This is a genomic window from Desulfolithobacter dissulfuricans, from assembly GCF_025998535.1.
Lineage (GTDB): Bacteria > Desulfobacterota > Desulfobulbia > Desulfobulbales > Desulfobulbaceae > Desulfolithobacter > Desulfolithobacter dissulfuricans.
Genome location: NZ_AP024233.1, coordinates 1,791,794 through 1,812,622, shown reverse-complemented (window position 1 = coordinate 1,812,622; position 20,829 = coordinate 1,791,794). Strand labels below are relative to the sequence as shown.

Below are 20,829 nucleotides of genomic sequence, written 5' to 3'. Positions count from 1 at the left end.
CGTTATATCAATCCGTTATCAACTGATTTGATCAGGCAGTGAACCACATCGAAATCGTACAGTTCTCCAGCGCCGTTCCATACGATCCGCAGCGATTCCCTCTCTGACAAGGCATTGCGATAGGGCCTGTCCGAAGTGAGGGCGTCGAACACATCCACAACAGCAATGATTCGTCCGAATTTGGATATCTGGCCGTTCGCCAGGCCAAACGGGTATCCGGTACCGTTCAGGCGTTCGTGATGATGTATTGCCCCGAGAATGACGTGGTTTGACAGGCTGTTTAAAGGTTCAAGTATCTTGCGGGTCAACACCGGGTGTTTCTTGACGACATTGAACTCTTCACGGGAGAGCTTGTCCGGCTTGGCCAGGATTATGTCAGGTATGCCGATCTTGCCAAGATCGTGCATGAAAGCGGCCACCTCCAGCTTATCGAGCTGCTGGCTGTCAAGTCCGAGACAATGACCAACGACTTTTGCTTTGGTCGCCACCGCCTGGGAGTGCCCGATTGTGTACTTGTCTTTGGCATCAACAACTTCTGCCAGGACATTTATTACTTCCCTGAGCTGACTATTCATGGCGATCAGTCAGTACCCAGCGTGCCTCTTCCACGGTTACATAAACGTAACGGGACATGAACAGTTCATTGCCATCCCCCTTGTAGGGAAGCAGGAGCACTCGAAGCACCTTGGGCGGCTCCAGGATCGGTTTGCGTGGTTTTTTCAGAAGTTTCGCCAGAGTTTCGTACCGGCTGGCCTGTACTTCCCGTTCTGGATCAATTTTGGCGTCCGATTTATCAACCAGAACCATATCGTTGATCTTGACAGCTTCTTCATAAGCTGTCGGGGTATCGAGGCACCGCCCGTCACTGGCCGGGGCCTTGCAGTTGAAGTCCTCGTGGTACGGATTCAGCGCTGCACCGCACCCGGTAAGCGTGACCGAGGCCAGAATCGCCAATCCATACTTGCAGAGATGTTTACAGTTCATCATTCTTAAACTCTTTAATTTCAAGCTCTTTGCCCTCTGAAATAATGACGGTGATTTTCTTGGAGGCTCCAACCTCGATCACTGGGGTCGCCTGTTTCGCCATGTCGAGATACAGGTCACTCAGAGTATTGGCCCCCTCGGACAACCCGCCGCCAATGGATGCGTTGACAAGCTGATCCGTATCAACCACGGATGTCACCCCGAGAGCCGAAACAGCCTGGGTTTGGGTACCTGACTGCAACGCTCTCCCTGCTCCGTCAAACAGGCCGGCAACCACAGCCCTGGCCGTGGCCGCGCCCATCTTGGAGACCACCCTGCCGGAAAGTCCAACTTTGCTGTCCGAATCAGTGACAAATCCCTTGATGGTGGTGTCGATGACCGCATTGCCCTCGTTGCTGATACAGGACAGGGACACCAGCCTTACGTCGGCCCGTTCCTTGTTCAGGCGTCCGACCGCCTCGGCAATAACAAAGCAGCCGCGCAGATTGGCCTTGATGTCGTTTGGCAGAACTGCGGGAGTCTGAATCCTGAGAAGGATCGGTTCGGGGTTGTTCTTGCCGTTACCGGCTGTAGAAGCGTCGAAACCTGTCAGCAGCCTCGCCTCCATAAAGGAAGGAGGCAGATAGACTGTCCGTTTCTTTTTTTTTTGATTGTCCGTCCCGGCCACCTGGACGTCGGCAGCAGCTTCCTGGTTCGTCAGCACACCGATGGCCCCGATGACCTGCACTTCTTCCGGGGGCGGGGGCGGGGGAGTGGTATTGCCGGGCGGCATGGGAAACCTGCTTCCGGGCAGCGGCAGAGGCTCCAGTTTGTCGGAACCGTTCATGTTCACCACCTGGTCGGCGGTTGGTACTTCCGGAAGCCTGGTTTCCTCGGCAGTTTCAGCAGGGGGAGTTGTAGTGGCTTGCCAATTCTCCCGCTCCTTTCTGAGCTGTTCCACCTCCTTTTTCAGGGCGTCCATTTCCCGCCGCTGCTCCCGGAGCATGGTTTTCTGGATCAAATCCGGCTCCAGGGAAATTTCCCGGGTCTTTTTCACCACAGAAGCCGATGACGCTGCATCGTCCCCGGAGCGGGACGCCTTGTAGCCGACAACCGTCACGCCCAGGAATACAGCCCCGATCATCGACCAGACCACCACCTTCTTGTGACCAGGGGAAAGGCTGTCAAATCTGTCCTTGATGCTCACTGCTTTTTCTCCTTTTGCTCTACAACGAACACCCTGGTTGTCTCACCGGGTTTGATGTTGTGCCGTTCAATCGCAACCGCCAGCAGGGTTTCACTGATGTTCGGGGTCAGAAACATTTTTTCATCCAGAGTCAGCCGCTTTTCTGCAAGAGGTTTAACTTGAAACTCCTTGAGCCTCAGCCCAACCCCTTCAACATTCACGACCCTGTACAGCGTGGTTGAGAAATCAGAGGACAGATCAATTTTCACGTCCGCCGGTACCATCTGATACCCGGACGGGTATTCTCCTGAGTAAGCCTCACGGATCAGTTGCAATGCCCGTTTCTCAAGAGGTAGATTTTGAAAATGGGTAATGTTTTTTTTCAGCTTGTCGCCAATGCCCGGTGCCAGGCGAACGGTGACAGCCGGAATTTCCTTGGGGGTGGCGATCAACGTATATACGACGTTGTTGCACACCACAAACAGCTCGCTGGGAGTGGTGCTGTAGATAAGCTCTTCACCTTTCTTGGTGATTTTGAATTTCACAAAGGCATTGTTGCCGGAAAAATGTCCGTCCAGCCCTTTTTCCTGAGAAAAAATCAGGTCATTCATGGTGCCGGGACAAACGATCCTGTTTATATCCGTGCTGGACAGCTCAACCGCTGTCGTTATTTCCGGCGGAACAGTGACGCTGCCCTTGAAAGGCGTGTTGGCAACACTTATGGCTGGCATGGCCATGGAAGCGATTATTGCTCCGATCAGGCCGTATCTGGGCTTGTTCACGGCGTTCCTCCTTTTTCCAGAAACGACAGGAGATAGAACCTGCCGTCCTCGATCCGGTACCGGAGAACATACGCTCTGGGACCGGACTCGATGATCTGGTTGTTGGCAAACTGCTTGTAGTTGCCGATCACCTCCAGTTCGCCATCATTCAGGACGATTTTCTGAGGATAGAAAACGGAGCTGACCAGCGCTTCCTCCACCCTGCTTGCCAGGGCGTACCAGGTTGACGATGCCTTGGGGTATTCCTCCGGCGCATAATAGGCCAGCAGCTCGTCGAACTGTGCCCTGGCAGTCGCCGGTGAATAGGTGGCCCCCAGGTTGATAATCTTGCGGGTGATGTCCTTGATGTACGTCTCGGACGGCAAGCCTTCGACAAACTCGATTGTGCCGGTCATTTTGGGTGGGATGAGGATTACCCGCTGGTACTTGACCGCTCGGGAAACCATGAACGAGTTGACGGCAACGGCTGCCGCAAGAACAAGCACCGTGAACTTCAAAACCCTGTTCTCGACAAACAGGTTGCTGGTTTTTTGCAGAAAAATATTTGTTTTCACTCGTTAAAATCTTTGTCAAAATATTCCGGGTAGTGTTTCATTTTGTTCAACCCGATCATGTAGAGCAGATGAAACAGGTATCCCCGTGGCTTTGTCTTCTTGCTTCGGCTGTACAGGTAGGGACCGGCGAAGAACAGTATCCAGGCCAGTCCCCCGTAAATCATAGCCAGCACGAAGAACAGCACGATAATTGACAGCTCATCGCTCTCGAACCAGAGAACCTGGATCGGGTTGGACAAATACTGCGGAAATGCTCTTCGTGTACCCTCAGACATTAGTTGTCCTTAACTGATGATGGCTCCCAGGGTAGATACAACGCTGTCGGCCTTCAGCAGGAAGGCTCCGCCGAGAACGGTGGCCGCTGCCGGCAACAGCATCTGCCGGATCGCCATGACGCCTGCGGCAACCATCGCACCGACTCCGCCGACAAAACCGATGGGGCCTTTGAGGATCTGGTTGACCCCCACGTCGTAGATGTCATAGGCAAAGGTGCCGGACGCCGGGCGGTGAAGGCCAGGGCGTTTCCGGCTGCCAGCAGGCAGGCGGCGGTGCAGACAGCCAGTGCCGTGGCCATCTTTGCCTGACGGCATTTTTCCGCTGCGGGGGTTGCAAGGTTTTTGATCTGATTGTTCCGGTTACTCATTTTTACCTCCTTGAATTTGATTGGGAGATTATTGAAGCAGCGACTCGATCTTCTGAATGTTTGCTCCGGAGACAGAGACGCCGTTGATCCAGTATCTCGGTGTACCGTTGACGCCGAGTTGAATTGCTATCCGCTTGTGTTCCTCCAGCAGGTCACGGGCTGCCTTGGTCGGTGCCGGAACAGGCTTGCCGTCCAACTCGCCCTGCATGACTCTTTCGTATGCTTCCACCTGGTCGTCAGCCCCGAGGATGTACATGGCTTTAGGCTCTGCATCGGGGTGCATGGCCAGTGGAAAGAAAAAGACATAGCGGGTCACATCGCTGCGGTTGGCGAAGAACTTGCTGCCCTTGCGACAGAAAGGACAATCTGGATCGGTGATCTCGATGACCTTGTGCTTGCCGTTGCCAATCTTGACCGCTTTGTCCAGGGGCAGGTTCTCAATCATCTTGGCTGTCTGCCGGTCCCTGCTTTTTGCGGTAAGATTCTGGCCCTTCTTGTCCCATATTTCCCCGAAAATGAGATGGCCCGTTTCCGGGGCGAAATAGATGATATTGTTCTTCGATACCACCTCGTAAAGACCGGAGACCGGAGCGGGATTGATTTCCTGGAACTGATAGTTCGGAAAGGTCTCCCTGAGCGTAGCCGCAACATCGCTGGTTGCCAGGTCAGCCGCTTCATCATCTCCACAACTGCCAGCATAAGTGGTTGTTGCTGCGGCAAGCAGTGCCACTGAGATCGCAATACGTTTCAGCATCAGTTCTTCTCCTGTACTTTGATTTCAACCCGGCGGTTCAGGTATCGCCTGGCCGGGTCCTGTGTTACGGGATTTTCCGAGCCTTTTCCCTGGACCATGGCTATGGCATAGCCGTGCTTCTTGAGGAAATCGGCTACAACCGCCGCCCGGCGCAGGGACAGGTTCCGGTTAAATTCGGCTGGGCCGAGATCGCATGTGTGGCCAACGATTACCAGTCCTGTGTCATGTGTAATGCCGCATTTCTTCAGGCCGGAGAGGATTGCATCCTCCTGGCCTGCCTGAAGAGTGGCGTCGTTGATCTTGAACCGGACAACCGGTAATCGGCATTTCATGGCTTTTGCTTTCCGGGCATGGGTGGGAAGCACGTTTATCCGCACGGCAACAGGCTTTTTGCTCGTGACTGTCCGGGCAGGAGTTTTCGATTCCTGAGTGGTTTCCGGAAACAGGCCGATCACAAAAGTCTCTCGGGTGACATCCTGTGTCACCTCCATCCGGAATGTATGTTTTTCCTGCCTGACTTCAAATGTCTGTGCCCCGGTCAAGGTTGGCATCAGCAAAGCTCCCACCAGGATTGTTGTCCTGATTATCCGCATCTTTTTTTCCAGTTGCGGGAGGGGTGACGTACACGGCGCTTTACGTCACCCCTCCCTGGTTGACGGAGGGAAAAATCGCGCCGTTCATGAAAGGGGAGTTTTAAAAAGGAGGAGTCCCTTCACCCTCTCTTATCCGGGGGCGGAACCTTTTTTTTGAATTTTTTTTCAAACAGGGAAATTTTTTTTCGAGACAGCCTTGGCAGGCATGCCACTACGTGGCGCAACCTTGCGGTTCACACGAGGGAAGGTTTTGGGAATTTTGGCCTGCTGAAAATTACCGACCATAAGAAACTTTGTTTCTTTTTCTTTGTTTGTTGCAAATTACCGATGTTTTTGCCTGTCAAGAATGATGATTTTGAGAGCCTGTCACTGTTCCTCGTTTCTTTTTTTTTCGAGTGAAATAAATTTTTTCCCTGATCTGATAGAGGCGCCTGACCTGAATTTTATTCAGGGAGAAACCATAGGTTTCCTCGATTTCAGCTATTAATTGTTTCATGGCGAGCTTCTGTCCGTTTTCGAGGTTCATGTAGCGGCCATAGGCATAGCGCTCCCATTTGGTTTCCAACCCGGCGGTGTCGATCAGCCGCTGCCTCCGAGGTTTGGAAAGCCGGCCCAGTTGCGCCCGCAGAACCTCGTGGCGGCCCCATAGTTGCTCCAGCATCTCCAGGCCGGCAATGTTTTTCTCGGTGAGGGGATCGTCGATGATTCTCTTATCCCGCATCCATAGCAAGAGTTTGCGGGGAATCACTGACTGCTGTGCGAACTGGTCGATATTGATCTGCAATGTTCTTATTTCTCCTGATTCGTTTAATTCCACTGTTGATCAATTTGCGGGCAGAGCGGTTCTGGATACCGAATTTCCTGGCAACTGCCGTAGCGTTGATCGGTTCAGGTTGCTCCAGTATCCAGCGGAATACCTGGCGTTGCCGGTCGGTCATTATTTGCAGTGCCGCTTCAATGATGGCTTTGTCGACTTCGTAGAAATCGGTGTCTGGACTTATTACCGGAATCTTGTCCAGGTCAAAGGTGGTCGTGACACGCCCACCTGCGGCCAATTTGATACAGCGTGTCCGGAACATGGTCCTGAAATATGCGCCATATCTGCTGGCAGGAACGTTTTTTCTGGCAAGAGTGTTGAGGACCTGATAGGCGACAATGACAGCCTCCTGGATGATGTCTTCCTGATCAGACGCCATAAATTTGAGATACCGGGCAGCCATGGCCTTTACCATGTACCGGTTGGCTTCCACCCAAGCCCAGGCTGCCCGCCATTGCTCCTCCTTTGATAGCCCTGTCGAGTGATCCATAAACCTCCCTCCTGTCTCTCCCTCCATGCTGTCCACAAGGGGTCATTTTTCGCCCCTGTTTGTTTTTTGAGCCTCCACTTATACCTTCGTATGGATTTTTCATTAACTGGCGTAGAAAAGGTCCGTTTTGAATTTCTTGACACTAATCTTGAATTTCCCTGGCCCAGAGAACGACAGACCTGGACAAGGCCCTCCATGCCTGGTCCCTGGTCTTGAACGACTGGCTGACGTACCACCTGGCCTTCCGCCAGAAGAACTTGCCATCCTCGGCCTGCTCCAACCGTGGCTGACTGGGATCTTCGTTCTCCCTGACACCCTTCAGCAGCCTGATGGCCACGGGAAGGTACTCATGGTAGTCGTGTTTTATCGCCTCGATCTCCTGAGAGGTGTAGTTGCCATACCCTTCCGGATTCGCACCGCACCGTTTTCCGTCATACCAAGCCTCGATAAGTGCCTGTGCCACCGCTATGGCCCTGGGGGTGGTGCCGTCGAGCGAAATCTTGTCGTCAAGAGATGAGAGTCTTGAATGGCAGGACCGCCAGGCTATTTCATGCAACTCCAGAGAACGCCTCCAGTCGGTCAGCGGTTCCCATTGCTCGGGAGGAACGGTTCCGGTCATGACGAAGGCGTCCTTCAGCATCCGTTCCCGCATAGCCTCGCAGTATTCGTCTGCCAGTTCCCTGGCCCGGCAATCTATTTCAGCAAAGATGTCAACCTTGACCTTCTCCGGGGTCCATGAAGGACAGCCGGCAACCAAATCGGTCCAGTGTTTCCAGAGGGCGTCGTCACAGCCGTCCTGATAGGCAAGGACCTTTTTACGGAGTTTTTTCCTGATCCGGCTGGCGTCGATAGTGGCCAGAAAGCCATTGAGCTTTCTGAGAGGAAGGCAGAGATGCCTCTGAAGTTGACCCTTAGAAGGGGTTGTCACGATAACGGCTCTCCACCTCTCCCTGTTGCGGTTGATCCGTTGCCGCTGACCTTCCCAGTCCAGCCCCATGGCTTCCACCACGGGCCGTATGGGGACGTAAGGTTCGTTACCGAAGCTGATCAGGAAGAGGGTGTCTTCCTGGAAGCGCACTGGAATGAGTTCTTCCATGGTCCCTCCCTTGCCCGAGCCTTTGGCCCCCTCGCGCGCGTTTTATTTTTAAAAAACTTTTAAAAAACTTTTACGGTCGGGGCCTGTGTAGTAGATCAATTTGTTTTTATGTGATTTTTGCGATGTCAAAAATGTCAACTGTGCACCTGAAATGCCACGCCATACGCACCTGTTATGCCACGCCTTGTGCACCTGAAATGCCACGGGGTGCACTTGATATGCCACGCCCTTGCACCTGTTATGCCACGCCTTTGCACTTGATATGCCACGCTCTTGCACCTGAAATGCCACGCCCTCACGACCGCTATGCCACGCCCTAAGTTTTTTTAGGTCGTTAGTTTTAACGGGTTGATGTAGCGTTATTTTCGCCTTTACACCTGATATGCCACGCCCTAAGCCTGATGTGTCTCAACCCCACCGGGGTGGATCTGGAAGTGGATGCCAGTATGCAACTGCAGCCAGGATTTTTTCCCTGTTGATGTCCGCGTAAAACCAAACGCCTTTCCGGTTTCTGTATCCCAGGTCCACTATCTGACCTTCCGGGCTGTGCAGAGCAACCAGGACATCCACATAGGGCAGAGGCAACCTATCGTTTACCGCTATCCAACAGCCCTGGTCCCGTTTGCGCTGTTCAGCCATGCTGTTGATTGCTCTCCGGGAGTCTCTTGGGCAGTTGCACATGAACCTTATCCTCCCTGTCTATCTCCCAAGACCTGATGGCACCAGACTCAACGAGCTGCTCAAGAGCTTTTCTGAGCTTAATGCGAAAGTTGCTGAATCTACGTTCTTCGGAGCCACACAGCCTTTGGATGGTCGACACTTTGCAGGGGTAGGGCGCCTGTTGGCTGGCGTAGAATCCGTGCAGCCACCGGGCAAGATCGGTCCGAAGACATAGCCGTTGCTGCCAGTCCAGAGCGCTCCAGCCAGCATCGAACAGTGCCGCTAATTTGGGATTGATTTTCAAGTAATAGGTCTGGGTAGCACCTCTGAAATAAAATTCATCAATAAGTGATCCTCCGTACCTATCAGGAGCGGCAACTTGGTTACGTGAGCGTATTTCAATCTCGACTAATGAGGTCGTTAATCGACGAATCGAATTGAGCAGCCATTCCTGACCTGATTTTCCTGGCTTCCTTCCTATCGCTTTAAGAAAACTGCGGACAGTGAACTGAACCAATCCATCAGGCCGTTGATTTTTCTGCTTGGCAGATAAGTGAACAGCCTGTAGGAAGACATCCATGTCTCCCTGGTCAAATTGTTGACCCGAAAATTTAACCGTTGCGCCTGTGAATGATGCTATCAGCTCGTTGTTCATTGTTCTGCGATGTCCTCTTTTTACGATCCCAAACAATGCTGATTGCAGGCATATGTTTGGTGAAACATGATTGGTTGATGAGCATGGCGGCAAGTTCACTGGTTCAGTGGACGGAAGTGAGTCCGGCAGCGGTTTGGGGCCGTCATTAACAGGTTCCAGGGTAGCCTCTACCTTTTCCTTTTGGACAGGGTGGTTGGCTAATGGTGTTGTCTCCCATTTCCCGTGGCTGGAAGGTCCGGCCAATCGAAAAGACTTGCTGGATTCTTGGTCGATGGGCGACAGGATGAAGGGATTCTGATTTTCTTTGATCCGGTAACTGCCGGTCTCGTATATCGTGGGCAGCACCTCCAATGTTACCCACTTGCGAAACGATTTGGCCTTGGGCTCGTTACTACGGAAAATCAAGGCGTGAAGCCCGGACTCGTTGACGAGCCAGGTCATGCCTTGGCGGCCTAAATTTTTTTTAACCCGTTCATCATCATCCAGTACCTGTACAATCACGGACGGGCTCCGTAACCCAAGCACCTCGCAGACTTCCTTCGCCACCCACCAGAGTCGGCCCTGTTTGTCCAGGATGACTCTTATCCGTTTGCCGTCGTATTCGAACGACGTTACTTCCCGTGTCTTCTCAGCCGGTTTGCTCACTGCATCCCCCAGGTAACAAGGCCAAGAACAGCCGTACCTAAATAGACCGTGAACAGAGCAACCTCCGGCCCTGACCGCCGCTGGAGGTTGACGGTTATCCAGCCGATATTGGCCAGAATCCAGATCACAAAGCAGGTTCCATCGCCCAAGGCATTAAGAAACGCTCCTGTTACGCCCATGGCCGTCAGGACCCACCGGAAGAGGGGAACTGTGGTCTGGAGCCGCTGTTTCATCATGCTGCGCGATAGACCCCGGCCTTTGAGGCCGGGGCTGTTGACTTGCCTTCCGGGACGGTCTTGAAGAGGGGACGGCCTATCCTGGTCTTCCTGGTGCTCTGGGCAGCGAGACGGCACCGGACAGAGCAGTATTTGGCCCTGTTGCCACTGGAAAAAAATGGTTCCCGGCAGATGACACAGATTCTTACCTTCTCCATTTCGCACCTTGCGCTTATACTTTCAGCCGAACAGCTTTAATTGACGTTCCCGGTACAGGGCTTCGAGGGCCTTCCTGGCTGCGGCTTTCACCGGCGGGTTGATGGGAGTGTGCTTTCTCCTGGTCCTGTCCCGGATCACCCGTTCCGCATATAACCGGGCGGCGTTCAGGGCTTCGTCGAATGTCGGGTACGGTTTGTCTCTTTTCGGAGCCGGGAGAAAACCGAACCCGAAACTGTCAACTTCCGTCCGTCCGACCTTAACGTTGACCCCGAAGTACCACTGCCCGTGAAACTCGCATAATGTGGCGACCACCAGGAACCGCTTTCCTCGGGCCAATACGATCTTGCGGCCACCGGTCAGCACGCCATGTTCGTTGAGATGAGCCACGGTCGCCTCTTTTATGGTCTGGTTATGCGAACCTTGCGGCGCGGACGACCGATACGTTTGCGGCTGATCTGTTTTGAAAAAAACCATTCGGACAGATCGCTTTCGAAAATCTGCACCTCCTTTCCGGGCTTGTATGCCTCCAGTTCACCGTTTTTTATTGCCCGGTCGATGGTGCGAAGACTTACACCGCAAATTTTTGCAGCCTCCTCTCTGGTGTATTTCCGGTCTGTTATCTTTCTGTGCGCCATCTGCTTTTCCTTGGCTTCCTGGTTTTAATGTGTTGCAGATACCGAATCTCCGTTGTACCAGTATCCACTAACCCTCCTCTAAGAGATTAAATATGCGTATATGTGTCTCTATGGGCAGAGAGATGCAGCGGCTCGTCGGGAGGCGCTGTTTTGTGCGGCGGACAGGCTGACGTCTGTTATGGGACTCTTCCGGGGGGGCTTTTCGGCTTGCGACGCTGCTTGGTATGTTCTCCCTCTTGTTCTTGTTCTATATATCGCAGCAAATCACCGAGGTGCAGACGCACCGACTTACCAAACCTTATCACCCGGACGGGCGGCATCGGTTTGCGCCCGATAACTGCTGCACGCCACCAGGAAGCCGACATCCCGGTGATTCGCGCCGCTTCGTCCACCGTAATTAGCATCTGGTCAGCATTGCCCTGTCCAGAATTGATCTGCTTGCTTAGGTTCGTGTTCTTCGGCTTAGGAAAAGCCTTTTCGAGTGCCGCCCTCAACTCTTCGCGCGTGCCCCAAACCCAGAGCACGCGTGAAACACCGGAGTGCTCTTCAAGGGTGACAGCGAGGCGGGGAGATGGTGTTTTTCTTCTGGCAAGAATGTCGCTTAAATGTTGAGGGGTGATTCCTGAAAACTTTGCAATATGTTTAAGCGTTCCTCTTTTCATGGCTTAATACTATGCAAAAAGCACAAGTTTGTCAAATATGAAATTAAGCTTAGTTTAGAGTTGCTTAAATTAAGCCGATTGCTTAAAAGTCAGTTATGAACTCATCAGATGAATGTTTTGTGGCAGCTCTGCGAAATAGGCTGGAAGCCAAGGGCCGAGGTGCGAAAAGTAAGTTGGCTGTCCGTGTGGGTATCTCTCCTAACCACTTAAGCGATATTCTCGGGAAAAGAAAAAGTGCAGGCCAAAACCTGAAAGAACGCATATCCGATGCCCTTGGTTGCACATACGAGGAGATGCTGGCCCTTGGCCGGTTCATCCTCGCCGGACGTTCTGATGATGAGATAGAGCAGAGGCTTGCCACTCTGCGCGAGCAGCTGGCAAAAGCGGACTCCAATCTTCCTTCAGGGCAGGATTTCCGGACCAGCGTTCCGCTGATATCATGGACGCGGGCCGGGGAGTGGGCCGGAAGAACGGACCCTTCTCATTCGGATGATGATGAAGAGTGGGTGCCGACGTTGAGTCGTGTCAGTCCCGATGCTTTTGCCCTCCGTGTGGAAGGGGACTTGATGGAGCCGGAGTTTCGGGAAGGGGATATTATCGTTGTGGACCCGGCCAGGGAGCCGGTCTCCGGCAGCTTTGTGGTTGCCAGGGTGGATAATGGGCCGGACGGCAACGGAGAAACCACGCTGAAGCAGTTTGTGAAAGATGGTGGCTGTATTTACCTGAAGCCACTGAACTACCGTTATCCGATCATGGACATGACCGGCAGGGAGTTCCGGATCGTCGGCGTGGTGGTGGAGAAAAGGAAAGAATACGTGTGAGCTTGCGCGCGCCTGAAGGGGCCTTTTTCGTGTTTGTGAGGAAGAGCCGGATGAGGAAGCGAAATGACTGAAACCAGGAATAAGTTGCAACGGGCCGAGGTCTTACGAATTCTTGGTATGCACAGGGATGAGCTGGCTAAACGATATGGTGTGACCAAGCTGGGAATTTTTGGATCTGTGGCCAGGGATGAGGCCACAGGGGTCAGTGATGTGGACGTGGTGGTGGAGACACTGGTTCCGGATCTCCTGCGTATGGTGAATCTGAAAGAAGATCTTGAAAAGATACTGCATTGCAAGGTGGACCTGGTTCGTTATCGCCCACGCATGAATCCCTATCTGAAGAAGCGGTTAGATAAAGAGGCCCGCTATGTATGACAAGGACTTGCTTCTGGAGAAACTCAGCCAGATAGCAGGGTCTGTGGGGTCCACCTCAAAATTCCATTCTCATCTGCCGATAATAGGTGATAGTGTGCCTTTTTACTAAAGATATTGTCAGATTTTCAAAGACCATGCTGGCATGAAAGCCTAGTGGCTTGAATCAGTCATTTGCAAACCGGTTGAACCTCGAAAAAATGGCCTCAGTGGCGTTTATGAGCCACTAGATCTCGGGCCAACTCTGATTCAGGGTGAGATTATGGATCAAGATCGTGTGCAATTGTTGAGGCGGCTGGAATCTATAAATGAGCCTGTCGCGCTGCCAACAGCTCAAACAATGGATATGGGACTCGAATATATTGCCGCTTCGTCGAAAGGTGGAAATACTACATTAGGACGATACGGTGCTTGGCCAGCATACGGCCCGTTTACTATGCATGCTGAGGATTTGCAAATTTTGAAAGATGCAGCAAGGCAAGTGATTTCTGAAGCATCACTTGAGAGAATGGAAATCGGTTACATTTGGGCTGAAGCGAAAGAAATGTTTTCCTATATAGGCATGAAAGAATCCGAGATACAAGCCTTCCAGAATGCATTCATTAAAGCAATACTAGACGCGGAATGTGCTCCTGGAGAGAAATTATACGTTTATTTTCATAAATACGAGTCCGACTTGCCTTTATTTTTTAAGACGCGCAATTCACTCATCGACTACTTCATGTCGCTTGAGAATTTAGTACCTTGGGACAAAATGTCGACAGACGATCTTGGAATGTGGTGTGAAACCATTGACGAAGTTCCCAGCAATTCCCGTTTTGTTCTCCTGACCGGCAGCAGGCCGCGAGAATGTTTTGGTTCAGTGTGAATTGGAGAATTCCTCAAATTGAGTTAACTTACTCAGTAGGATAGGAGGAATTCAAGATGAAACGGAAACGCAAAACCTACTCAGCTGCCGAGAAGGTAGCTATTCTCAAGCGCCATCTCATTGACATGGTGGCGGTATCTGACCTGTGCGACGAGTATTCGCTCCATCCTACAGTGTTTTACCGTTGGCAGAAGGAAATTTTCGAATAGGGTTCGGCGGTTTTTGACAAGAGCGAGGCTCGGCGGAAAAAATCGGAACGCAAACGAATTGACGCACTGGAGGCCAAGCTGCAGGTTAAAAACGAAGTACTGTTCGAGTTCATGGAGGAACACGTTCGATTTAAAAAAATACTTGGGGTTCCCTGAAAGCCTCGTGAGTTCCCCATGATACCCGTGACAGGATCATTGACTTTGTTCGGTATTGGTCACAACGTACTGATATTATTGTAACACGATTCATCCAATGGTTGGGGGTCAGTCCCAGCAAGTACTACAACTGGCAGAACCGCTACGGCAAGGCCAGTGAGCATAATGGCCTAGTTCCCCGTGATTTCTGGCTTGAGGGTTGGGAGAAGCAGACCATTATCAAGTTCAGCCTTGAGCACCCGTTGGAAGGTTATCGTCGCCTGACCTTCATGATGCTGGATCAGGATATTGTTGCTGTCAGCCCCAGCAGTGTGTACCGTGTGCTGAAAAAGGAGGGTTTTCTGCGGCGTTGGAATAGCAAGCCTTCCAGGAAGGGGGAAAGGATTTGTCCAGCCCCTGAAAGCGCATGAGCACTGGCATATCGACGTTGCCTATGTAAATATTTGCAGAACGTTTTACTATCTTTGTACCATTTTGGATGGTTACAGCCGTTATATTGTCCACAGGGAGTTGCGCGAGGCAATGACCGAACAGGATGTGGAGATCATCCTCCAGCGTGCGAGGGAGAAATTTCCACAGGCAATGCCACGAATTATCTCAGACAATGGTCCTCAGTTTATCGTCAGAGATTTTAAGGAGTACATTCGTGCAGCCGGAATGACTCATGTCAGGACATCGCCCTTTTACCCGCAGAGCAACGGCAAACTGGAGCGTTACCACAAGACAATCAAAACAGAATGTATCCGTCCCAAAGTGGCACTCTTCCTTGCTGAGGCTAGGGCCCGGATTGCCGATTATATAGCGTACACTATAACGATGAACGGCTGCACAGTGCCATCGGCCTATATAGCCCCCCAAGGATAAGCTGGAGGGACGGGAGACACAGATTGTCAAAGAACGAGACCGTAAACTTGAGGCGGCCAGAGCCGCCAGGGCACTGAAAAGGCGTCAAAAGGCAGCTGCTCAGTGCTCCCAACAGCGGATAGCTGGCCGAAACCGGGCCGACAAGGCTAAGCCCCCTTCGGGGCGCTACGCAGCCTTGTCACCCCGGCCCCGGCTAGCTGAACCTGAACATGATGACGCAAAGGAACGATCTTGTCATCCTTGCCCCTGGCAGTATTCAGGCACTGGAGCTCAAACCCACTAATTTTGGAAGGAGGATTCTCCAATTCCAACTGAACTAAAACAATGGTGAGCTTAGGATGGAAAGGCAGAGAATTTTGTGGAAAAATCACAAAAAAAAATTAGAGGGTACTCACTATTTGAGAAACCAGATAAGTTATAATCTGATAAAAGGATAGTTAAAAACAGAGGACTCAATGCAATTTAAACCAAATCAGGTGGCCTTTGGCCGTCATGAATCCTTTGCGTTACGTTTCGGCTGGCTCACCAAAGGTTTCCAGGAATTTGAGCATAATAAAGGTATTTTTTCAGCAGATGACGCTGTTGTTCGTTTAGGTGTTGGAAAAAACATGGTCAACTCCATTCGTCATTGGCTTCGGGCTGCCCAGCTTATTGTAATTGGTCCTGACAAGAAAGAGACAACACCTCTTGGAGAGTTTCTTTTTTCTGAAAAAGCTGGAAAGGATCCCTATTTAGAAGACGAGGCCACAATTTGGCTACTCCATTGGTTGCTTGCAACAAACCCTGAGCACGCTACGTCTTGGTATTGGTTTTTTAATCTTTTTCATAAGCCAGAGTTTACCAGCCAAGAGGTAGCTAATGCCTTAGTGGATTTTGCTAAAGAGAACATCAAGGCTAAGTTTTCGGTGCTCTCGGTTAAAAACGATTGTGCTGTTCTCTTGCGAACCTACGTACAGTCAAAGAGCAATATGAAAACGCCGGTTGAAGAGGCCCTTGATTCGCCGCTTTCACTTCTGCGATTAATTACCTACTCACCTGCAACCAAGAGTTATCAATCCCGTCTTGAACGCCGTGATAGCCTGCCTCTTGGCGTCCTTGGTTTTGCCATAGCTGATCTTTTTCAAAAACGTAGCATATCAGAAATACCCATCGAAGATTTAATGTATGGTGGTAATGGTAATATTGCCCCTGGTATTCTTTTTCGCCTGACCGAAAATGCGCTCCTTGCTAAGGTTGAGCAGCTCATCAATTATCTCCCCGGCATTTTTAAGCTTGATGAAACCGCAGGCATCCATCAACTTTATCGCCTTCAAGAAGTTGAGCCAATCAGATATCTCGAGAAACATTATAATGCCCTGCAACAACATGATAAAGCCGCATGAGTGTCCAAAAATATATTGAAATCGATACTGTCTATACCCGTTCTATAAACCTGGAACGAGATATTGATTCGTCGGCAATTACAAAGGCTTATATCCCTACGAGCCGGGCGTTGATCACTCTGCAACGTATTGCCAGAACGTTGAATGAAGAGGATATGCCTCGGTCATGGGCTTTAATTGGCCCTTATGGTTCAGGCAAATCTTCTTTTGCCGTTTATCTTGCGCATCTCTTTGGCAATCCTGCCAACGCACATACAATTTCTGCATTAAAAATTTGTTGCGATGCAGATGAGGATGTAAGTGTTGATATATACCGACATACTTCAAGCTCTAAGGGTTATTTGTCCGTACTCCTTACCGGTACTCCAGAGCCTCTCGGTCATCGTTTTGTGGAAAGTCTTCGAGACGCAGCTATTAGATTTTGGCAAAGTTTACCTGGTCGTCCGCCGGTAATTATTGACAAATTAACAGATGCTGCCTCCCAAAAAGATATTACCACCCACGAGATATTGACCCTTGTTGAAGAAGTCAGGGATGCCGTGGAAGCCAAAAAGGGCAAAGGCTTGCTGATCATCTTTGATGAGCTCGGTAAGTTTCTCGAATATGAGGCTCGCCATTATGGGGCGAATGATATCTATCTGCTCCAAGCCTTAGCAGAGACAGCTGCAATTGGTCGCAAGGCCAATATCTATGTCTTTACTCTCATGCATCAAGGATTTGAACAATATGCCCGTGGTTTTGGCGAGGGCCTTCGAAATGAGTGGAGCAAGATTCAAGGGCGTTTTGAGAATATTCCATTCCTGGAATCCACGGAGCAAACTCTCCGTATTATCAGCAGGGCCTTTGTTAATAAGCTGCCAACAAGTGACCAGAAGACAGTTGCTGAAAAATGCAAAAAAATGGCGTCGGTGTTGGCTAAAGAAAGGGCTTTGCCTGGTAGCGTTGATCAGGAAACCGCGGCTCATCTTTTCAGTCAGTGCTATCCGCTACACCCTGTAACTGTTTTGATCCTTCCTATTCTGTGCCAGAAGATGGCCCAGAATGAACGCACCCTTTTTAGTTATTTAGGCAGTAAGGAACAGCATGGGCTACGCGACAGCCTCACCCGTCTACAGAAAGTTGGCGATTGGGTCATGCCTTGGGAAATTTTTGATTACTTCATCCTAAATCAGCCTGCTGTCCTTACTGATCCTACAACCCATAGGCGCTGGGCAGAGGTGGTCACTGCCATTGAGCGTCTTGGAGATGCTCCGTCCATGCATTTCAAGCTGCTCAAGACCATAGGTCTGCTAAATATTATTGGTGCCCAGGGGGATTCAAGGCATCAAAAAATATTGTCAGCCTCTGCACAACTAGCAAGAAAGCGGCAACCATGGCTGCCAATGCCCTTATTGAACGCTGTGTCCTCCAGTTTCGGAAGTTCAGCAATGAGTACCGGGTATGGCAGGGCAGCGATTTTGACCTAGATGCAGCAGTGCAGGACGAACTTGGCCAGCTAGGCAGATTTGATCTGCCGGCGGCAATCAACAGTCGTAAGCCGCTGCTGCCCATTGTTGCTAGGCGCCATACTATCAAGACAGGAGCCTTGCGCTATTTTATCCCTGTTTTTGTTGATCTTACGAATTATCAGAAAGAGCCAAAGCAGGCAGGCCAGCAGCGTATTATCTTCTGCCTAGTGGAATCTGTTGACGATCTAGAAATGGCCCGACAAGAAGTAGTGCCTTATTTCGAAAGATTGGATCTAGTCGCACTCTGTCCTAATGGCACCCAACTTCGTGAGGCGGTTGCAGAGGTGCTAGCCTTACATCGGGTTGAGCAGAATTGTCCCGACCTTCAGGCAGATCCTGTTGCTCAGCGTGAGTTCAAAGATAGGCTGGCGGCGGCACGGCGCCTTGAAGATGAATTACTCCATAGCCTTGTGGAATATCCAGAAAATGCTCAGTGGTTTTGGCATGCTGAAGAAATTACTATTGCCAATAAACGAGATTTTCAACAAGAACTCTCTTCAATCTTAGATAAAATTTACGATCAGTCGCCGCGGATTTATAATGAGCTTATCAATAGAGATAAACCATCAGCTCAAGCCTCAGCAGCTCGCAACAAATTGGTTATGGCCATGGTCCACCATGCTGACAAACCGGATCTTGGCATTAAAAAATTCCCTGCAGAAAAAGGTATCTATCGGGCCTTTCTGCATGCTACAGGCCTGCATCAGGAGGTAAGCGAGGGAAAGTGGCAACTCGTGCCTCCGGCAGAAGATAATCCGTATAATTTTTTTCCTGTCTGGCAGAAAATAGATGCTTTCTTGGAAAGCACCAAAGACACACCTCGCTCCTTTGCTGAACTCAATGAGGTTTTGCAGGCACCGCCTTATGGTGTTAAAGCTGGGGTTTTGCCCCTGTTTTATCTCAGTGTCTTTCTTTGCAATCAAGAAGAGCTAGCCCTATATGAGAACAAGGTCTATACGCCATACATCAGTGACCAGCATATTGAACGCTTCATGAAGCGGCCGGATTATTTTACGGTCCAACGCATTAGGATGCACGGCATTCGCGCTTCACTCTTTCAGCAATATATCAAGGTACTTTATGGAGAAAATGCAGCGCAAAAGGTCTCACTTCTTGCTATTGCCAAGCCACTTGCTCAGTTTATGGCAAAATTGCCTGAGTATACAAAACAGACCAACCGTCTTTCAGATGCGAGCCGGAAGACAAGAAAAGCCTTTGAGTTAGCCAAATCACCCATGGATCTTCTTTTTGTTAGACTGCCAATGGCTTGCGGATATTCAGCCATTGATCCTGACGAGTCAGACGGCAAAAAAATAGAAGGTTTTGCTGCAGCGTTAGTCGAGGTTATTAGGGAACTCCGCGATGCATACGGCAAGATGATCGCCGACTTCCAGGATATCATGGCCCAAGCTCTCTTCCCAGATATAAAGAAGGGCATGGAGTTAAAGACCCTGCGGCAGAAGGCCTGCGCTCGCTATGAGGATTTGAGCCAATACACGGTAGATGTAAAAGGTTTACGGCCTTTTATCGAGCATTTGGCAGACGATAAGGGTAGTGATGAGCTTTGGTTTAGCAGGCTACTGCTCTTTCTCGGGGCCGCGCTTCAGATAAGTGGCGTGATGTTGACCGCGATGGGGCTGTAAAAAAGCTTGAAGAACTCTCTCGCCGCCTCATTGATCTTCGTGTGTTGCAGGATCAGTATATGAAAGCAAATGCCAGGTTTAGTGATGGCTTTGAAGTGATTCGCCTACGTTCCATGCGGCATGGCAAAACAGAGCATGAAGAAATTGTTTGGATTGATGATTCCACTAAGAAATACATTCAGAATAACAAAATTAAGTTTCAGCGTCTTTTAGAAAGCTTAGACAACGAAACGTCTCGTCTAGCCTTACTTGCAGACCTTGTTGATGAATTTCTAGATAAGAAAATAGAGTCAAAGAAAAAGGATTTCAAGTCAGACATTGAGGCAATCAATGAGTAAAGAAAAAACAGTCCGGCATGTCTGCGGTATCTCTGGCGGAAAGGATAGTGCTGCCTTAGCTATCTATCTCAAGCAGCAGGGTCGAGTACCCGAGATGGAGTATTATTTCTCGGATACTGGCTGTGAACTTCCCGAGACCTACGATTTTATAGACCGACTTGAGGCATATCTTGGCAAAAAGATAGATCGTATAGGCAGTGAGGCTCCTTTCGAGCACCATCTTTTCATGGTAGGAGGTATGCTACCTTCTCCTAAGCAGCGCTGGTGTACAGTCAAAATGAAGCTTGAGCCCTTTGAGAAGTTCGTAGGTACTGATGAAGTTATGAGTTATGTAGCTATTAGGGCCGATGAACATAGGGAAGGATATATTTCCACCAAGCCAAATATCCACCCCGTCTTTCCCTTCATTCATGATGAGATTACTCGTAAGGATGTATTCCGGATTCTCGATGAAACGATAGGCGTACCAGAATATTATAAGTGGAGGAGTCGATCCGGATGCTATTTCTGTTTTTTTCAGCGTCAGGAAGAGTGGCTTGGTCTCTATGATAACCATCCTGATTTGTTTAACAAGGCAATGGAACTGGAAAAATTTAATCCTAATACAGGAGAAGGATATTCTTGGATTGAAGGAATGAGCCTTAGTCAGCTTTTAGAGCGTAGGAAAGAAATTGTTGACCTAGCCACCAAACGAAGAAAAGATGAGGATGGTAGAAGCTGGCAGGAGATCTTATTAGAAGAAGGGGAACCTGACGATCAAGGATGTTTGGTTTGTAGTTTGTGAGCTAGTTCCCGTAAACAGCCCGTTGAAAATATTTAATTTCGCAACGTGGATCACCCGGCATCAGAAGATTTTGGCGAAACCGGCACTCGCAGCCAGAACAACTCAAGGAAGCGGAAAAGAACCGTTGTTAGCCTGAAAATGGCCGCCGAGAGATCGAAAAGTGCAAAAACAAGCCGCGCCAGGACATCGGCCATCCCTTTCGGGGTACCGTTGCCGAAAAGAGCATGCATTATCAGACCGAGATTGTACGCGGCGGCGTGGATCAGATACCGCTTCTTGGTCATGTTCTCCAAACCGCGGACAGTCATCCGGCCA

31 protein-coding genes are annotated in these 20,829 nt (G+C 50.4%); 11 read left to right on the top strand and 20 right to left on the bottom strand.

Going from position 1 to position 20,829, the window contains the following annotated elements; all coding sequences use genetic code 11:
* Positions 1-2 precede the first annotated feature (2 nt).
* From GF1_RS08045 to GF1_RS07960, 19 genes are all read right to left on the bottom strand, one after another.
* Positions 3-575 (bottom strand): HD-GYP domain-containing protein, encoded by a 573-nt coding sequence (locus GF1_RS08045; protein ID WP_267926012.1) that lies wholly within the window; start codon positions 573-575, stop codon positions 3-5.
* Complete coding sequence (locus GF1_RS08040) at positions 568-987, bottom strand: TraV family lipoprotein (protein ID WP_267926011.1); 420 nt, start codon at positions 985-987, stop codon at positions 568-570. The genes GF1_RS08045 and GF1_RS08040 overlap by 8 nt, the downstream gene beginning before the upstream one ends.
* Complete coding sequence (locus GF1_RS08035) at positions 974-2,170, bottom strand: TraB/VirB10 family protein (RefSeq protein WP_267926010.1); 1,197 nt, start codon at positions 2,168-2,170, stop codon at positions 974-976. The genes GF1_RS08040 and GF1_RS08035 overlap by 14 nt, the downstream gene beginning before the upstream one ends.
* Positions 2,167-2,931 carry a type-F conjugative transfer system secretin TraK gene (locus GF1_RS08030; RefSeq protein ID WP_267926009.1) on the bottom strand — a complete coding sequence of 255 codons (765 nt, stop codon included), beginning with the start codon at positions 2,929-2,931 and terminating at the stop codon, positions 2,167-2,169. Before GF1_RS08030 ends, GF1_RS08035 begins: the two co-directional genes overlap by 4 nt.
* Positions 2,928-3,485, bottom strand: a complete 558-nt coding sequence (locus GF1_RS08025) for a TraE/TraK family type IV conjugative transfer system protein (RefSeq protein ID WP_267926008.1) — start codon at positions 3,483-3,485, stop codon at positions 2,928-2,930. Before GF1_RS08025 ends, GF1_RS08030 begins: the two co-directional genes overlap by 4 nt.
* On the bottom strand, positions 3,482-3,760 hold the full coding sequence (gene traL, locus GF1_RS08020) for a type IV conjugative transfer system protein TraL (RefSeq protein WP_267926007.1): 279 nt from the start codon (positions 3,758-3,760) through the stop codon (positions 3,482-3,484). The genes GF1_RS08025 and traL overlap by 4 nt, the downstream gene beginning before the upstream one ends.
* Positions 3,761-3,769: 9 nt before the next feature.
* Positions 3,770-4,075: a hypothetical protein gene (locus GF1_RS08015; RefSeq protein ID WP_267926006.1), complete on the bottom strand. Its 306-nt coding sequence runs from the start codon at positions 4,073-4,075 to the stop codon at positions 3,770-3,772.
* A gap of 81 nt (positions 4,076-4,156) precedes the next feature.
* On the bottom strand, positions 4,157-4,882 hold the full coding sequence (locus GF1_RS08010) for a DsbC family protein (protein WP_267926005.1): 726 nt from the start codon (positions 4,880-4,882) through the stop codon (positions 4,157-4,159).
* Complete coding sequence (locus GF1_RS08005; protein ID WP_267926004.1) at positions 4,882-5,373, bottom strand: OmpA family protein; 492 nt, start codon at positions 5,371-5,373, stop codon at positions 4,882-4,884. Before GF1_RS08005 ends, GF1_RS08010 begins: the two co-directional genes overlap by 1 nt.
* 442 nt (positions 5,374-5,815) lie before the next feature.
* A complete protein-coding gene (locus tag GF1_RS08000) occupies positions 5,816-6,196 on the bottom strand; it encodes a hypothetical protein (protein WP_267926003.1) in 381 nt (126 codons plus the stop codon).
* Entirely contained in the window at positions 6,186-6,782 is a 597-nt protein-coding gene (locus tag GF1_RS07995) for a sigma-70 family RNA polymerase sigma factor (protein ID WP_267926001.1), read from the bottom strand. Before GF1_RS07995 ends, GF1_RS08000 begins: the two co-directional genes overlap by 11 nt.
* Before the next feature lie 142 nt (positions 6,783-6,924).
* Positions 6,925-7,878 carry a phage antirepressor N-terminal domain-containing protein gene (locus tag GF1_RS07990; RefSeq protein WP_267925999.1) on the bottom strand — a complete coding sequence of 318 codons (954 nt, stop codon included), beginning with the start codon at positions 7,876-7,878 and terminating at the stop codon, positions 6,925-6,927.
* A gap of 408 nt (positions 7,879-8,286) precedes the next feature.
* Positions 8,287-8,517 carry a DUF551 domain-containing protein gene (locus tag GF1_RS16460; protein WP_353740405.1) on the bottom strand — a complete coding sequence of 77 codons (231 nt, stop codon included), beginning with the start codon at positions 8,515-8,517 and terminating at the stop codon, positions 8,287-8,289.
* Positions 8,510-9,838 carry a plasmid replication initiator TrfA gene (gene trfA / locus GF1_RS07985; protein ID WP_267925998.1) on the bottom strand — a complete coding sequence of 443 codons (1,329 nt, stop codon included), beginning with the start codon at positions 9,836-9,838 and terminating at the stop codon, positions 8,510-8,512. The genes GF1_RS16460 and trfA overlap by 8 nt, the downstream gene beginning before the upstream one ends.
* Entirely contained in the window at positions 9,835-10,074 is a 240-nt protein-coding gene (locus GF1_RS07980; protein ID WP_267925997.1) for a nicotinamide mononucleotide transporter, read from the bottom strand. The genes trfA and GF1_RS07980 overlap by 4 nt, the downstream gene beginning before the upstream one ends.
* A complete protein-coding gene (locus GF1_RS07975; RefSeq protein WP_267925996.1) occupies positions 10,071-10,271 on the bottom strand; it encodes a hypothetical protein in 201 nt (66 codons plus the stop codon). The genes GF1_RS07980 and GF1_RS07975 overlap by 4 nt, the downstream gene beginning before the upstream one ends.
* 22 nt (positions 10,272-10,293) lie before the next feature.
* On the bottom strand, positions 10,294-10,659 hold the full coding sequence (locus tag GF1_RS07970) for a hypothetical protein (RefSeq protein ID WP_267925995.1): 366 nt from the start codon (positions 10,657-10,659) through the stop codon (positions 10,294-10,296).
* 11 nt (positions 10,660-10,670) lie between these two features.
* A complete protein-coding gene (locus GF1_RS07965) occupies positions 10,671-10,907 on the bottom strand; it encodes a helix-turn-helix domain-containing protein (RefSeq protein ID WP_267925994.1) in 237 nt (78 codons plus the stop codon).
* A 176-nt stretch (positions 10,908-11,083) separates the two neighbouring features.
* Positions 11,084-11,569 (bottom strand): MerR family transcriptional regulator, encoded by a 486-nt coding sequence (locus tag GF1_RS07960; RefSeq protein WP_267925993.1) that lies wholly within the window; start codon positions 11,567-11,569, stop codon positions 11,084-11,086.
* 173 nt (positions 11,570-11,742) lie between these two features.
* Here GF1_RS07960 and GF1_RS07955 point away from each other — a divergent pair, with 173 nt between their 5' ends.
* The 11 genes from GF1_RS07955 to GF1_RS07905 all read left to right on the top strand — a co-directional run bounded on the left by GF1_RS07955 (position 11,743) and on the right by GF1_RS07905 (position 20,514).
* Positions 11,743-12,390: a LexA family transcriptional regulator gene (locus GF1_RS07955; protein WP_267925992.1), complete on the top strand. Its 648-nt coding sequence runs from the start codon at positions 11,743-11,745 to the stop codon at positions 12,388-12,390.
* Positions 12,391-12,453: 63 nt separating this feature from the next.
* Positions 12,454-12,765, top strand: a complete 312-nt coding sequence (locus GF1_RS07950) for a nucleotidyltransferase family protein (RefSeq protein WP_267925991.1) — start codon at positions 12,454-12,456, stop codon at positions 12,763-12,765.
* Positions 12,766-13,024: 259 nt separating this feature from the next.
* Complete coding sequence (locus GF1_RS07945; protein WP_267925990.1) at positions 13,025-13,630, top strand: hypothetical protein; 606 nt, start codon at positions 13,025-13,027, stop codon at positions 13,628-13,630.
* Positions 13,631-13,686: 56 nt separating this feature from the next.
* Positions 13,687-13,839, top strand: a complete 153-nt coding sequence (locus GF1_RS07940; protein WP_267925989.1) for a transposase — start codon at positions 13,687-13,689, stop codon at positions 13,837-13,839.
* Between the two features lie 257 nt (positions 13,840-14,096).
* Positions 14,097-14,405 (top strand): hypothetical protein, encoded by a 309-nt coding sequence (locus GF1_RS07935; protein WP_267925988.1) that lies wholly within the window; start codon positions 14,097-14,099, stop codon positions 14,403-14,405.
* The gene (locus GF1_RS07930; protein WP_326491624.1) at positions 14,350-14,859 is read left to right on the top strand and encodes a DDE-type integrase/transposase/recombinase; all 510 of its coding nucleotides are present in this window, start codon (positions 14,350-14,352) and stop codon (positions 14,857-14,859) included. Before GF1_RS07935 ends, GF1_RS07930 begins: the two co-directional genes overlap by 56 nt.
* Before the next feature lie 455 nt (positions 14,860-15,314).
* Positions 15,315-16,241, top strand: a complete 927-nt coding sequence (locus tag GF1_RS07925; RefSeq protein WP_267929087.1) for a DUF4007 family protein — start codon at positions 15,315-15,317, stop codon at positions 16,239-16,241.
* The gene (locus GF1_RS07920; protein ID WP_267929086.1) at positions 16,238-17,707 is read left to right on the top strand and encodes a hypothetical protein; all 1,470 of its coding nucleotides are present in this window, start codon (positions 16,238-16,240) and stop codon (positions 17,705-17,707) included. The genes GF1_RS07925 and GF1_RS07920 overlap by 4 nt, the downstream gene beginning before the upstream one ends.
* Positions 17,614-19,392 (top strand): hypothetical protein, encoded by a 1,779-nt coding sequence (locus tag GF1_RS07915; RefSeq protein ID WP_267929085.1) that lies wholly within the window; start codon positions 17,614-17,616, stop codon positions 19,390-19,392. The genes GF1_RS07920 and GF1_RS07915 overlap by 94 nt, the downstream gene beginning before the upstream one ends.
* Before the next feature lie 59 nt (positions 19,393-19,451).
* Positions 19,452-19,730 (top strand): hypothetical protein, encoded by a 279-nt coding sequence (locus GF1_RS07910; protein WP_267929083.1) that lies wholly within the window; start codon positions 19,452-19,454, stop codon positions 19,728-19,730.
* Complete coding sequence (locus GF1_RS07905; RefSeq protein ID WP_267929081.1) at positions 19,723-20,514, top strand: phosphoadenosine phosphosulfate reductase family protein; 792 nt, start codon at positions 19,723-19,725, stop codon at positions 20,512-20,514. Before GF1_RS07910 ends, GF1_RS07905 begins: the two co-directional genes overlap by 8 nt.
* A gap of 50 nt (positions 20,515-20,564) precedes the next feature.
* Here GF1_RS07905 and GF1_RS07900 read toward each other — a convergent pair whose 3' ends face one another.
* On the bottom strand, positions 20,565-20,798 hold the full coding sequence (locus tag GF1_RS07900) for a hypothetical protein (RefSeq protein WP_267929080.1): 234 nt from the start codon (positions 20,796-20,798) through the stop codon (positions 20,565-20,567).
* Between the last annotated feature and the right edge of the window lie 31 nt (positions 20,799-20,829).